The organism is Chelatococcus sp. HY11 (genome assembly GCF_018398335.1).
In the GTDB taxonomy this organism is placed as follows: Bacteria; Pseudomonadota; Alphaproteobacteria; order Rhizobiales; family Beijerinckiaceae; genus Chelatococcus.
On record NZ_JAHBRX010000001.1, the window covers coordinates 194,012 to 207,620 of the forward strand.

A 13,609-nucleotide genomic window follows, 5' to 3' on the forward strand; every position below is an offset into this window, starting at 1 on the left:
CCTTACCATTCGTCTGCCGCGCGGACGCACATATCGGATGCTCATGCTAAACCTGTGATGGCGCATTTCGGCCTTCTTGCGCAAGATGGATGCAGAACAAGCTCTTTGGTTCCGGCCCCGAGGTACCTGATTGAAACATCCAGCGCTTGTTGCCGTCGCCGTCGCGCTTTTGCAGGGATTTTTCTCACAGGCCCTGCTTGCGCAGGATTTCTCAACTTTCCTGCGCGAGATGCGAGCCGAGGCGCCGGCCGTCGGTGTGACGACCTCCACCTTCGACAGGGAGACCGACGGGCTTACGCCCGACTTAGGTCTCCCCAATCTTGATCTTCCCGGTCGCCGTGGGCCGTCCAACGCCGGGCAGTCCGAATTCACTCTCACGCCTGGGCAGTACCTCGCGCCGAAGGCCCTTGCAGCGCAGGCGGGACGGGGCCGGCAATATCTCGCCCGGCATAAACAAGCGCTTGTCGCCATCGAGCACCGCTATGGCGTTCCAGGCTCTGTGGTTCTCGCCATCTGGGGCCGCGAAACCGCATTCGGCGCGGCCAAGGTGCCCCATGACGCGGTGCGTGTCCTCGCCACCCAGGCTTTCGTCGGGCGCCGCAAGGCCGAGTTCCGACAGGAATTCCTGCTGGCGCTCAAGATGCTGCAGGATGGCGTGGTGACGCGGCCCGCGCTGCGCAGTTCATGGGCGGGCGCCATTGGCCTGACCCAGATGCTGCCGTCGCAGTATTACAAATATGGCGTCGATTTCGACGGCTCGGGCCGGGTCGATATCTGGAGATCGGAGACAGACGCTCTCGCCTCGATCGCCAATCACCTCGCCGGTGAGGGCTGGGTGCGCGGTCTCGACTGGGCGCTGGAGGTGAAGCCTGCTGCCGGGTTCACCTGCGGCCATGCCAATCCCGAACAGGCGATGACGGTGACGCAGTGGCTCGCGCGCGGGTTCACCGTCATCGGCGGCAAGACACCGAGTCCCATCGACCGTTCGGCGCAGGCTTCCCTGTTCATGCCCGCCGGCGCCTATGGCCCGGCCTTTCTGATCACGCGCAACTACTACGCGTTGAAGGCCTATAATTTCTCCGATCTCTACGTCCTTTATGTCGGCCATTTGGCGGATTTGATCGACGGAGGCCGGCCCTTCGCCACCCCGTGGCAGGGCATGAAACAGGCCTCGACCGCCGGTATCGCCGCCATCCAGCGGGAGCTCACCCGCCATGGCCACTATGCCGAGACCATCGACGGGCGCGCCGGCATGCGGACGCGGCTCGCCATCGGGCTCTATCAGGAAGCGCGCGGCCTTCCTGTGGACTGCTGGCCCGGCGAAGCTGTGCTGAACGCTTTGCAGGCGGCGCGTTGATCGGGGCCGATCTGCATTTCCTCACCCTGCGCGTCAGGGTGGCGGGTGTTATCACGCTGGGTGAAATCGTGAGTGAGGGAGAGCGTCATGGCTGACTGGAACGCCCGGCTGTATTTGAAGTTCGAGGACGAGCGCACGCGGCCTTCCGCCGATCTTCTGGCGCGGGTTTCGCCCGTCGCGGCACGGCGTGTGGTCGATCTCGGCTGTGGCCCGGGAAATTCGACGGAACTGCTCGCCGCGCGCTTTCCCGACGCAGAAGTGATCGGCGTGGACACATCGCCCGACATGCTGGAGAAGGCGCGCCAGCGCCTGCCACGCGCCACGTTCATCGAAGCCGACGTCGCGACCTGGGGGCCGGAGCAGCCGGTCGACGTGCTGTTCGCCAATGCGGTGTTGCAGTGGCTGCCCAATCATGACGCGCTTCTTCCGCATCTGATGTCATTGCTGGCGCCCGGAGGCATCCTGGCCGTGCAGATGCCCAACAATCTGACCGAGCCCTCGCATGCGCTCATGCGCGACGTGGCTCGTGAGGATCGCTGGCGGGAGAAGCTCGCCAAGGCCAGCGCGGCGCGCGCGCCCCTCGCGCCACCCGGCCATCTCTATGACCTGCTGAAGCCTCATGCACGCCGTGTCGACATCTGGCAGACGGCTTACCAGCATCCGCTGGATGGTCCGGCGGCGATCATCGAATGGCTGAAGGCAACGGGCCTGCGTCCGTTCCTCGCGCCGCTCGACGCCGGTGAGCAGGAGGCTTTTCTGGCCGACTATCTCGAGCGGCTGACCGAGGGATATCCGCCACGCGTCGACGGCAAGGTGCTGCTCGCCTTCCCACGCCTGTTCATCGTTGCCGAGAAGGCGCCATGACGACAACTGGCGACCTCTTCGGGCCGGCGATCTTCCCCGGGCGCCGGCTCAGTGGCCGGGTGACGGCGATGCTCGTGGCGGGGCAGAGCGGCGGCACCTATGACTTCGTGACTGCGGCGGTCCAGGATCTCACGGTCACCTATGAAGGCATTCCGGGCGATCGGCATTGCGGTCTCACCCGCCGCTCCGGCGCGCGGGAGCCGTGGTATCCGCGCGGCACCGAGATGCGCAACGATCGCCAGATCTCCCTTCTGGCGGTGGAGGAGCTCGCGGAGATCGCTGCCGGCCTCGCTATCCCCTCGGTCAAGCCCGAATGGATCGGCGGCAACATCGTCGTGGAAGGACTGCCCGCCTTTTCGATGATCCCGCCGCGAACGCGGCTGACGTTCGCCGGCGGCGTTGTCATCACGATCGAAGGCCAGAACGCCCCCTGCAAATACGCGGGCCAGATGATCGCCGAGGCCCATCCCGGGCGACCCACGATCGCCCTCGATTTCGTCAAGGTGGCGAAGCGCCTGCGCGGCCTCGTCGGCTCAGTCGAACGGCCCGGCGTGATCATGCCCGGGGAGGCGGTGGTCGCGCGCATCCCGGAGCATTGGGCCTATCCGGCGGGGTAAGGGGTGTCGGCATGGCAACAGCCGCGTTGCCATACTAGCCAGAAAGCGTAGGCTTTCTTGCGATTTTGCGCCCATAGACATCCACTTATTTTCAATTGGTTAGATGGGTTCAATCACTTGTCATCCATCGGCGTTCAGGGATATTTAATACGCTCAATCTAGGGGGGGCTGCCACTTGCAGGTAATGGGCGATGCTGAGAGCAAAGCGCGCGCCGCGCAGGTACGTCTCAAGGCGCGAAGCGAACCTTACCGGCGTTGCCTGGATGTAGGTTTGCTTCTTGATCATGCAATTATTGTGCTGATCGCGTGATTCGGCGGTCGATCCCACTCCGTTTTGACAGACTTGCGGAAAACGGCAGAACTGAGCCGTTACGTATGTCGGTTTTCACCCAGGACGATGCCGAGCACGAGGTGTTCGTGAAAGTGTCATCCGGAAAGGAGTGCAGCGTTGAAGGTCTGATGAACGAGATGCTTGGGGCGCTGCTTGCATCCGACCTCGGCTTACCGGTCAACGAGCCCTTCTTCGTCGAGCTTGATCCGGATTTTATCCAGTCGGTCGTGCGCCCCGAAATTCGTACGCGTCTCTCCGCGTCCTGTCCGCTTGCCTTCGCGTCAAAGGCTGCTGGGCAGCAATGGCGGCGTTGGATTGCCTCGGACAAGATCGTCGAGTCACAAGTCGAACTGGCGCTTGGCGTCATTGCGTTCGATGGCTTCATCGCCAACAATGATCGAGGGCCACGGAACTCCAATCTTCTCGTGCGAGACCTCGACTGGCGCGTCATTGACCACGAGACCGCCTTCGGATTTCGCACAAAGTTGTTTCCCCGATGCGAGCCTTGGAAACTCGGCAACCTTGCCCTTCTGTGCCGGTATGGCCAAGATAGTGAACACATTTTTGCCCGCTTGTTGGCAGGGCGAGACGACCTCGATTTCCCGGCTCTACGCGCCCGGTGGTCGGCCTTGTCAGATGCTCGTCTCGCCCAGTACGAGGCTACCTTGCCAGAGGAGTGGGAGGTGGTGCGCCCTAATTTGGCCGAGGCAATACGCCATCTTAAGCAGGTTCGGGACAATATCGACCTGTGCTTGGCCGAACTGAAACGGGTACTGACATGACGAGAGAGCCCTACACCTATATGATCCTAAGATACCGCCACGACCCACTCGCTGGCGAGCTGGTCAACGTCGGTGTCGTGGTTCATGCAGCGAGGAGCGGTTTTCTGGATGCCCTAGTTCGGCGTGCCTACGGCCGCATTTCCAAGCTGTTCCCGTCAGTAGATGGAACCACGCTACGTCATGACTTAGTTAACATTGAACGCGCGCTCCAACGGCTAGGTAAAGGTGATGTAGGCGACGATATTTTTGATATGCCGAATGCCTCGACCTTCGCCCACCGTGTTCTTGGCAAGGACGACAGCTCTCTGATCTGGAGCGAGATGGGCTCGGGTCTGACGCGCGACCCGGCCAAAACGCTGGAGGAGCTGCATGCGCGGTTCGTTACCCAGTACGACGAGCAGCCGGCAGTTCGTCGGTCGGATGCCGATATTTGGAGGCCGTTCCGCGATCTATTGCTGGAGCGCAAGATCGACGCCATCTTTCAGACCAAGAGGATCACGGGCGCACATGACGCAGTCGAGTTCGACTACGCATGGAAGAACGGAAAATGGCATTGCTTTCAACCGCTGTCCTTTGACCTGACGACTGCTGAGGGCATTCAAGAGAAGGCAGCGCGATGGGTCGGGCACATGGTTGGCCTGAAGGAGGCAGAGGGTCAGTTCCAACCTTACTTCATCGTAGGCGAGCCGTCGGATCCCGCCCTCATGGCCACCTATGATCGCGCGGTGGAATTCATCCGTGCAGCGCCCTTGCGGCCAAAAATCGTGTCAGAAAGTAACATCAGCGAGTTTGCCGACGAATTGGCTCACAAGGTTCTTGAACATAAGGGCTGACCGCCCAAACCCGAGTGGATAGGTTCTGGGCTGGCCCGCTGTCTTTCTGCTGCGATAAGGGACCTGCGCTAAGGGTGATCGACCAAAGCGTATTCGAGCTCCCTCACCCGTAGGAGTTAGAGCGCTGCGAAGTGCTTAGTGAAAGAGCTTCTTCGCACGATGCCCCTATTCCGCCGCGCGGGCATAGTTCGCCGGATCGTAATTGAGGATGGGGGAAAGCCAGCGCTCCACTGTGGCGATGTCCATGCCCTTGCGCACGGCATAGTCCTCGACCTGGTCGCGTTCCACCTTCGCCACGCCGAAATAATAGGACTCGGGGTGCGAGAGGTAGAGCCCCGACACCGATGATCCCGGCCACATGGCGTAGCTCTCCGTCAGTGACACACCGACGCGCTCGCTCGCCTTCAGCAGATCGAACAGGGTTGCCTTCTCGGTGTGGTCAGGCTGGGCCGGGTAGCCCGGCGCGGGGCGGATGCCCGCGTACTCCTCGCGCACAAGCGCCTCGTTGTCGAGGTTCTCGTCCGGCGCATAGCCCCAGAACTCCTGGCGCACGCGCTGGTGCATGCGTTCGGCGAAGGCCTCGGCGATGCGGTCGGCCAGCGCCTTCACGAGGATCGAGGCATAATCGTCGTTCTTCTCCGCGAATTTCTTGGAGATACGCTCTTCTTCCATCCCCGCCGTGACCACGAAGCCGCCGACATAATCGGCCTTGCCGGTGTCCTTGGGGGCGACGAAATCCGAGAGCGCCAGGTTGGGGCGCCCGTCGCGGCGGGTAAGTTGCTGGCGCAGGGTGAAGAACGTCGCCAACTCCTCGGTGCGGCTCTCACCGGTGTAGAGCCGGATATCGTCACCCACCGCGTTGGCCGGCCAGAAGCCGATGACGGCCTTGGGGTTGAACCAGCGCTCCTCGACGATGCGCTTCAGCATGGCCTGGGCATCGCTGTAGAGCTGGCGGGCGACCTCGCCCTGCGCCTCGTCCTCCAGGATCGCCGGGAAGCGGCCCTTCAGTTCCCAGGTCTGGAAGAACGGCGTCCAGTCGATGTAGCGGACGAGTTCCGCCACGTCATAGGTGCGGAAGACGCGCGTGCCGAGGAAGGTCGGCTTCGGCGGCTGATAACCGGCCCAGTCGAGCTTCAGCGCGTTGGCGCGGGCCTTGGCGATGGGCAGGCGCTGCTTGTCGGCCTCTGCGCGGGCATGGGCATTGGCAACCTTCGCGTATTCGGCGCGCAGCGTTTCGATATAGGTCGCGCGGTTGTCCTGCGACAGCAGCGAGGAGACGACGCCGACGGCGCGGCTTGCGTCATTGACATAGACGGCTTGCCCACGCGCGTAGTTCGGGTGGATCTTCACCGCCGTATGGACGCGGCTGGTCGTCGCCCCGCCGATGAGGAGCGGAATGTCGAAGCCCTCGCGCTCCATCTCGCCGGCGACATGGCACATCTCGTCGAGCGACGGCGTGATGAGGCCGGAGAGGCCGATGATGTCGACCTTCTCCTTGCGCGCCGTCTCGAGGATCTTCTGCGCCGGCACCATGACGCCGAGGTCGATGACCTCGTAGTTGTTGCAGGCGAGAACCACGCCGACGATGTTCTTGCCGATGTCGTGGACATCACCCTTGACGGTCGCCATCAGGATCTTGCCGGCCGCCGAGCGCACGCTGCCGCCGCCGTTCTCTTCCTTCTCCTTCTCCATAAAGGGCATGAGATAGGCGACCGCCTGCTTCATGACGCGCGCGGATTTCACCACCTGCGGCAGGAACATCTTGCCCGAGCCGAAGAGATCGCCGACCACGCTCATGCCGGCCATCAGCGGCCCCTCGATGACATGGAGCGGCCGCTCCGCCGTCTGGCGGGCCTCCTCGGTGTCCTCGTCGATATAATCGGTGATGCCGTTGACGAGCGCATGTTCGAGGCGCTTCTCGACGGTCCATGTCCGCCAGGTCAGGTCCGCCTCGCGGGCCTGCCGGCCCTTGCCCTTGAAGCTCTCGGCGAGGTCGAGCAACCGCTCGGTGGCGTCGGCGCGCCGGTTGAGGACCACGTCCTCGCAGGCCTCCTTGAGCGCCGGGTCGATCTCGTCATAGACCGCGAGCTGGCCGGCATTGACGATGCCCATGTCCATGCCGACCTGAATGGCATGGTAGAGAAACACCGCGTGCATCGCCTCGCGCACGGGCTCGTTGCCGCGGAACGAGAAGGAGAGGTTCGAGACGCCGCCCGAGATATGCACGTGAGGCAGGCTCTCGCGGATGCGCTTCGTGGCGTTGATGAAATCGACGCCGTAGTTGTTGTGTTCCTCGATGCCGGTGGCGACCGCGAAGACATTGGGATCGAAGATGATGTCCTCGGGCGGGAAGCCCACCTCCTCGGTGAGGATCTTGTAGGCCCTTGAGCAGATCTCGACCTTGCGGTCTTCCGTATCCGCTTGACCCGTCTCGTCGAACGCCATGACGACGACGGCCGCGCCGTAGTTGCGCACGATGCGCGCCTCGTGCAGGAACTTCTCCTCGCCTTCCTTCAGCGAGATCGAGTTCACGATGGGCTTGCCCTGAATGCACTTCAGGCCGGCCTCGATCACCGAGAACTTCGAGGAATCGACCATCACCGGCACGCGCGCGATATCCGGCTCGGCGGCGACGAGGTTGAGGAACTCCGTCATCGCCTTCTCGGAATCGAGCAGGCCCTCGTCCATGTTGATGTCGATGACCTGCGCGCCATTGGCGACCTGATCGCGCGCCACATCGAGTGCTGCCGCGTAGTCGCCGTTGGTGATGAGCTTGCGGAACTTGGCCGAGCCGGTGACGTTGGTGCGCTCGCCCACATTCACGAAGGGAATGTCGGATGTCAGCGTGAAGGGCTCGAGCCCGGAAAGCCTCATGTGGCGCGGCGGTTGGGCGATGGCGCGGGGCGCCTTGCCCTTCACCGCCTCCGCGACGGCCCTGATATGGGCGGGCGTCGAGCCGCAGCAGCCGCCGACAATATTGACGAAGCCCGACTGGGCGAATTCGCCGACGAGCTCCGCCATCGCCTCCGGGCTCTCGTCATAGAGGCCGAATTCATTGGGCAGGCCGGCGTTGGGATAGGCGCAGACGAGGGTGTCGGCGATCTGCGAGAGCTCGCGGATATGGGCACGCATCTCCTTGGCGCCGAGCGCGCAGTTGAGGCCGATGGAGATGGGGTCGGCGTGACGCAGGGCGTTCCAGAACGCCTCGACCGTCTGGCCCGAAAGCGTGCGGCCGGAGAGATCGGTGATGGTGCCGGAGATCATGATCGGCAGCGTCACGCCGGTTTCGGCGAAGACCTGCTGGGCGGCGACCACGGCCGCCTTGGCGTTGAGCGTGTCGAAGATCGTCTCGATCAGGATGATGTGCGAGCCGCCGGCGATGAGGCCGCGCACCTGCTCGGCATAAGCATCGCGCACCTGGTCGAAGGTGACGGCGCGGAAGCCGGGGTTATTGACATCGGGCGAGAGCGACAGCGTGCGGTTGGTCGGCCCGATGGCGCCAGCGACGAAGCGGCGGCGCCCGTCCTCCTGCTCGGCGATGGCGGCGGCCTCGCGGGCGATGCGGGCACCCTCGCGGTTCAGCTCGAAGACGATGGCTTCAAGGCCGTAGTCGGCCTGGGCGATCGACGTCCCGGAGAAGGTGTTGGTCTCGACGATGTCCGCGCCGGCGCGGAAATAGTCGAGGTGAACCTTTCTGACGGCATCCGGCTGCGTCAGGATGAGAAGGTCGTTGTTGCCCCGGACGTCGTGGCCGTGATCGCGAAAGCGCTCGCCGCGGAAGTCCTCCTCCGAGAACTTGCTGTTCTGCAGTTCCGTGCCCATGGCGCCGTCGAGCACCAGGATCCGCTCGGCCGCCGCCTGTTTCAAGGCGGCCCGCACTTCAGCACCATCGACGGGAGGGAAATCGGTCATTGCGTTAACTTTCGTCCGTGATTTCAAGCGCTAACGTGCAACCAGCGCGTGTACCCCTCCCCGGTGGGGAGAGGTCGGACGCGCAGCGTCCGGGTGAGGGAACATGGATTCCATGGAAAGCGTTGGACCCTCACCCTATCCCTCTCCCCACCGGGAAGAGGGAACGACATTTTCCTGACAGTCGCGCCTGACAAGACGCAAAAAAGAGGCCGAGGGAGGCCGCGTCCTCAAGCCGCCGCGACGGCCTTGGCCGGTGCGACGGTATCAGCTCTTAGCCCCAGGAGATGACAAACTGCATAGACCAAGTCAGCACGATTCATCGTGTAGAAGTGGAGATCGGTCACGCCGCGGTCAACGAGATCGATGACCTGTTCGGCGGCGACCGCCGCGGCGATGAGGCGTCGGGTTTCCACATCCTCGTCCAGGCCATCGAAGCGTGCGGCGAGCCAGGACGGCATGCTGGCGCCGGCGCGCTCGGCGAAATTCGCGGCCTGCTTGAAGTTCTGCACGGGCAGGATGCCCGGCACGATCGGGATGTCGATGCCAGCCGCCCGGACCTTGTCGATATAGCGCAGGTATAGGTCGTTATCGAAGAAGAACTGGGTGACGGCCCGGTCGGCGCCGGCATCGACCTTGCGCTTCAGAATATCGATATCGGCATCGATGGATGGGCTCTCGGGATGCTTTTCCGGATAGGCCGAGACCGTGACCTCGAAATCGCCGATGCGTTTCAGGCCGGCGACGAGATCATAGGACGACGCATAGCCGCCGGGATGCGCTTCATAGGCGGTGCCAATGCCGGCGACGGGATCACCGCGCAGGGCGACCACATGGCGGACGCCGGCCTCCCAATAGGCGCGCGCGACATCATCGACTTCCTCCCGCGTTGCCGAGACGCAGGTGAGGTGGGCGGCCGGCTTGAGGATCGTCTCATCGACGATGCGCTTGACGGTGGCGTGGGTGCGCTCACGCGTCGAGCCGCCTGCGCCATAGGTGACGGAGACGAAATTTGGCTTCAGCGGCGCCAGACGCTCGATGGACGCCCACAGGGTCTCTTCCATCGCGGGCGTCTTCGGCGGGAAGAACTCGAAGGAGACGCGCACGGGCCGGGAGCTGTGGCGGCTGGGGCGAAAAGAAGCGGGTGCCATCAGGCAACCTCCCGTTGAGTCGAACGCGGTTGAAAATCGGTGATGACACGGCGGTCGCGCGCCAGCCAGAGCGATACGGTGAGCTGTTCCGGATGGTCCCGCTCGGGCTTGAGATCGCGATGGGCGATGACGTCGAGGCCGGCTTCCTCAAGCCACCCGCCGATCTGGTCCGCGGCGAAGCCGAGCCGGCGGTGAGCGTGCTCCTCGCGCAGGAATTCCAGCGCATGCGGCGCGAAATCGACCACCAGCAGGCGCCCACCCGGCGCGAGCACGGCCGCGGCTTCGCGGAGCGCCCGGGCCGGATCGTCGAGATAATGGAGGACCTGATGTATGAGCACGAGATCGAAGGCATCGTGCTCGACAGGCAGGGCGTGGATGTCGCCCTGCTGGAGCTGGACCTTGGCGAGGCCGGCCCGTTCCAGATTGGCGCGCGCGACAGAGAGCATGGCGTGGCTGGCATCGACGCCGACCACACGCGAGGCCAGAGGCGCCAGCAACTGCAGCATGCGCCCGGTGCCGGTGCCGAGATCGAGGAAGGCCTGCACGGGCTTTGCCCCGACGACCTCGATGATCGCGGCCTCCACGGCCTCCTCGGGCACATGCAACGAGCGCACCTTGTCCCAATTGTCCGCAAGACGGGAGAAATGCGCCTGCGCCGCTTCCGCGCGTGCTTGCCGCGCGGCCTTCAAGCGGGCGCGGTCTCCCGCCAGGCGTTGGTCCGCACTGTCGAGATGGGCGACGAGGTCGCGAATGGCGGTGGCGGCGGGATGATGGTCCGCCATCCGGAAAAAGGCCCAGGCGCCTTCGCGATGGCGCTCGACGATGCCGGCCTCCGCGAGAAGTTTGAGATGGCGCGAGATGCGCGGTTGGGACTGCCCGAGGATGTCGGTCATGTCCGAGACGGTCAGCTCGCCCTCGCTGAGCAGCGCGAGCATGCGCATGCGCGTTTCTTCGGCCGCGGCTTTCATCGCGGTGAGCAGAACGGGAAAGGGAAGGGCAGGTCTATCCATCATCACGCCATCTCAACACATAAAGATATGTTTATGTGAAATTTTGCGGCGATGCAAGGTCGATGTCAGAGACGTTTCGGGGCTGGTGAGGTGGGGCGCACATTGACCCCCACCCCTTACCCCTCCCAGCAAGGGGGAGGGGACTGGTTGGCGTTTCTACCTTGCTTCCCAATAGCTTCCCAGTCGCATTTTTGAAGTGGCCTTGGAGATAATTCACACCGCTGCCGCGCCCCTCACGCTTGCTGGGAGGGGTAAGGGGTGGGGGTTACCCGCGATAACGCCTCAAGTTTCGATCGTCACCATGGGGGTCGCGGCATCGGCGATCTTGACGCTGGTCTGGCCGCCGCAATGAATGGCGATGAGCGTCGTGAAATCGGCGACGGCCTGGTTGATGTCGCCCTGACCGTTGGCCTGGATGGTGGCGATGACCCTTGTGGAGCGGGGTGAAATGCCGGTGCGCGCGTCCTGGCGCCAGTTCCAGCGGCGGCAGAGCACATGGCGGGCGTCGGCATAGACCACCTCGCCCGCCTTGGGCGGGTCGTTTTCCTCTCCGGGCTCGGAGGCGCCCATGTCGATGAAGCTGTCGCCCTCGCGCGCGAATCGGAAAGCAAGTGGCGGCTCGATCTTGTCGAGGTCATCCGCGCCGCAGCACATCACATGGGTGAGAGACACGGCGTTGTAGAGATCGACGAAGCTGTTCACGACCGGCAGCCGCTCGCCCGCGAGGACGCGCTTCACCAGGCGCTCGACCGAGGAGCGATAGCTGGTGCGCTTGATCCCAAAGCCTTTGTAGGCGGAGCGCCACGCGGCGATGCCGGGAATATCGGACAGTTCGCGGCCGCCCCAGTGTTCCCGACAGGCGGCCTCGCGCTCGGCGATCAAGGCATCGAGCGAGGGCGGGCGGGCTCCCTGGATCTGGAGGCCCTCGATCACGACCGCCGCGACGCGAGCCTCCGGAAACTGCGGAGAAATTTCGGCAATGGATAGCTGCATGGTCCCCGTCCCGTTCGAAGCGGGCACAGATTGCCCCCTTCGCGCGGAACAAGCCATGCCGCCACCGCAAGGGCGAGTTGCGGCGGTGTTACTTGTCGCGCTGTCGCGTTGGAGTGATCAGCGAAACGGCGGCTCGTCGAAGCTGCGCAGTTTACGCGAATGGAGCCCGTGGGTCTCTTGGCGCAACAGGTCCAAAGCCTTGAGGCCAATGCGCAGATGCTCGCCCACTGCCCGTTCATAGAAGGCATTGGCGGCGCCGGGAAGCTTGATCTCGCCGTGCAGCGGCTTGTCCGAGACGCATAGCAGCGTCCCGTAGGGCACGCGCAGGCGATAGCCCTGGGCGGCGATCGTGCCGCTTTCCATGTCGACGGCGATAGCCCGCGACAGATTGATGCGCCGACGCTCCTGGCTCCAGCGCAGCTCCCAGTTCCTGTCACCATTGGTGAGGACGGTGCCCGTACGCAGGCGCTGTTTCAGGGCGTCGCCGCGATCGCCGGTGATGATCGCGGCCGCTTCCTGAAGCGCAACCTGGATCTCGGCAAGGGCAGGAACCGGAATATCGGTCGGCAACAGCCGATCGAGGATGCCATCCTGCCGGAGATAGCCGTGGGCGAGCACATAGTCGCCGATGGTCTGCGATTGGCGCAGGCCGCCACAATGACCGATCATCAGCCAGCATTGCGGGCGCAGCACCGCGAGATGGTCCGTGATGTTCTTGGCATTGGCCGGGCCGACGCCGATGTTCACGAGCGTCGTGCCCCGGCCATCCGCGGCGATGAGATGGTAGGCAGGCATCTGGAAGCGGTGCCAGGCGACGGCGGTCATCCGGGCGATGGCTTCGGCCTCCGAGAGGTCGCGCTCGATCACGACATTGCCCGGCAGAACGAGGCGTTCGGCGCGGCCGTCGGCGAGTTCCACAAGACCGAGCCGCATAAACTGGTCGACATAGCGGTGGTAGTTGGTCAGGAGAATCCACGGCTGGATGTGGCGCCAGTCACTGCCGGTATAGTGCACAAGCCGGCGCAGCGAGAAATCGACGCGGGCCGCGTCGAACAGCGCGAGCGGCTTGACCCCGGTCGCGTCATCTTCCCACAGGCCATCGGCGATCTCGTCACCCACCGAGGCCAGCAGGGGCGGCGGGAAATAACGGGCGAGTTCGGCTGCCGTCACGCCCGTTCCCGCCAGCTCGTCACCCCGCTCGACAACATAAGGATAGGGAATGTCCTGATGGCTCAGGCCGACGGTGGCGGTGGCCCCGTATTCGCCCATCAGGTGGCGAAGCTGCTCGACCAGGTAGCCACGGAAATGACGTGGCTGGGTGATGGTGGTGGCGTAGACGCCCGGAGCCTGGAATTTCGCATAGGCGCGCGGTGTCACCGGCATCAGGCCGGGCGGTTCGTAGGTGACGCGAATTTCGGGATAACGATAGGAGGCGCGCTCGGTCGCCGTCGGGATGGTCTGATTGTCGAGATAGGCCTCGAGCGCCCGACGCAGCCCGTTGGCGGAGCCGGTATGCAGCTCCGTCAGGCGATCAACTGCTTCCTCGGGGGTTTTGACAGCAACGAAGCCGTTGGTTCGGCTGGGCACGCAGAGTTTCCTTCCTCGCAGACGACCGCTCGCGATGAATCTAGCGCGAAACGGAGCACATCGTCAGGTGAAACCGGCCCATCCCGGTGCGCATTGTCCGCGAATGGTTGCCATTTTGGGAAGACAGTTGCGTGGCGACGTTCCATTTTTCCTGTGTGATTTTTGCCAGCTTAAA

At 63.8% G+C, this 13,609-nt stretch carries 10 protein-coding genes; 5 read left to right on the forward strand and 5 right to left on the reverse strand.

All coding sequences use genetic code 11. From position 1 onward, the window contains the following. Positions 1–130: 130 nt before the first annotated feature. The 5 genes from KIO74_RS01065 to KIO74_RS01085 all read left to right on the forward strand — a co-directional run bounded on the left by KIO74_RS01065 (position 131) and on the right by KIO74_RS01085 (position 4,784). On the forward strand, positions 131–1,357 hold the full coding sequence (locus KIO74_RS01065; protein ID WP_213329691.1) for a lytic murein transglycosylase: 1,227 nt from the start codon (positions 131–133) through the stop codon (positions 1,355–1,357). Positions 1,358–1,444: 87 nt separating this feature from the next. Then, positions 1,445–2,221, forward strand: a complete 777-nt coding sequence (tam, locus tag KIO74_RS01070) for a trans-aconitate 2-methyltransferase (protein WP_213329693.1) — start codon at positions 1,445–1,447, stop codon at positions 2,219–2,221. Then, positions 2,218–2,838: an MOSC domain-containing protein gene (locus tag KIO74_RS01075; protein ID WP_213329695.1), complete on the forward strand. Its 621-nt coding sequence runs from the start codon at positions 2,218–2,220 to the stop codon at positions 2,836–2,838. Before tam ends, KIO74_RS01075 begins: the two co-directional genes overlap by 4 nt. A gap of 375 nt (positions 2,839–3,213) precedes the next feature. Next, on the forward strand, positions 3,214–3,951 hold the full coding sequence (locus tag KIO74_RS01080; protein ID WP_213329697.1) for a HipA family kinase: 738 nt from the start codon (positions 3,214–3,216) through the stop codon (positions 3,949–3,951). Continuing rightward, positions 3,948–4,784 (forward strand): DUF3037 domain-containing protein, encoded by an 837-nt coding sequence (locus KIO74_RS01085; RefSeq protein WP_213329699.1) that lies wholly within the window; start codon positions 3,948–3,950, stop codon positions 4,782–4,784. The genes KIO74_RS01080 and KIO74_RS01085 overlap by 4 nt, the downstream gene beginning before the upstream one ends. Before the next feature lie 165 nt (positions 4,785–4,949). Here KIO74_RS01085 and metH read toward each other — a convergent pair whose 3' ends face one another. From metH to KIO74_RS01110, 5 genes are all read right to left on the reverse strand, one after another. Continuing rightward, positions 4,950–8,696 (reverse strand): methionine synthase, encoded by a 3,747-nt coding sequence (gene metH, locus KIO74_RS01090; RefSeq protein ID WP_213329701.1) that lies wholly within the window; start codon positions 8,694–8,696, stop codon positions 4,950–4,952. Positions 8,697–8,923: 227 nt separating this feature from the next. Then, positions 8,924–9,844 (reverse strand): methylenetetrahydrofolate reductase [NAD(P)H], encoded by a 921-nt coding sequence (gene metF, locus KIO74_RS01095; protein WP_213329703.1) that lies wholly within the window; start codon positions 9,842–9,844, stop codon positions 8,924–8,926. After that, the gene (locus KIO74_RS01100) at positions 9,844–10,857 is read right to left on the reverse strand and encodes an ArsR/SmtB family transcription factor (protein WP_502761999.1); all 1,014 of its coding nucleotides are present in this window, start codon (positions 10,855–10,857) and stop codon (positions 9,844–9,846) included. The genes metF and KIO74_RS01100 overlap by 1 nt, the downstream gene beginning before the upstream one ends. 279 nt (positions 10,858–11,136) lie before the next feature. Continuing rightward, complete coding sequence (locus KIO74_RS01105; protein ID WP_213329705.1) at positions 11,137–11,847, reverse strand: B3/B4 domain-containing protein; 711 nt, start codon at positions 11,845–11,847, stop codon at positions 11,137–11,139. A 117-nt stretch (positions 11,848–11,964) separates the two neighbouring features. Beyond that, complete coding sequence (locus tag KIO74_RS01110) at positions 11,965–13,434, reverse strand: AMP nucleosidase (protein ID WP_213329707.1); 1,470 nt, start codon at positions 13,432–13,434, stop codon at positions 11,965–11,967. Positions 13,435–13,609: the final 175 nt, after the last annotated feature.

What these genes read in the sequence shown, in the direction of transcription:
- tam (WP_213329693.1), top strand. Translation starts at nt 1,445, where the DNA reads ATGGCTGACTGGAACGCCCGGCTGTATTTGAAGTTCGAGGACGAGCGC.
- KIO74_RS01075 (WP_213329695.1), top strand. Translation starts at nt 2,218, where the DNA reads ATGACGACAACTGGCGACCTCTTCGGGCCGGCGATCTTCCCCGGGCGC.
- KIO74_RS01080 (WP_213329697.1), top strand. Translation starts at nt 3,214, where the DNA reads ATGTCGGTTTTCACCCAGGACGATGCCGAGCACGAGGTGTTCGTGAAA.
- KIO74_RS01085 (WP_213329699.1), top strand. Translation starts at nt 3,948, where the DNA reads ATGACGAGAGAGCCCTACACCTATATGATCCTAAGATACCGCCACGAC.
- metH (WP_213329701.1), bottom strand. Translation starts at nt 8,696, where the DNA reads ATGACCGATTTCCCTCCCGTCGATGGTGCTGAAGTGCGGGCCGCCTTG.
- metF (WP_213329703.1), bottom strand. Translation starts at nt 9,844, where the DNA reads ATGGCACCCGCTTCTTTTCGCCCCAGCCGCCACAGCTCCCGGCCCGTG.
- KIO74_RS01100 (WP_502761999.1), bottom strand. Translation starts at nt 10,857, where the DNA reads ATGATGGATAGACCTGCCCTTCCCTTTCCCGTTCTGCTCACCGCGATG.
- KIO74_RS01105 (WP_213329705.1), bottom strand. Translation starts at nt 11,847, where the DNA reads ATGCAGCTATCCATTGCCGAAATTTCTCCGCAGTTTCCGGAGGCTCGC.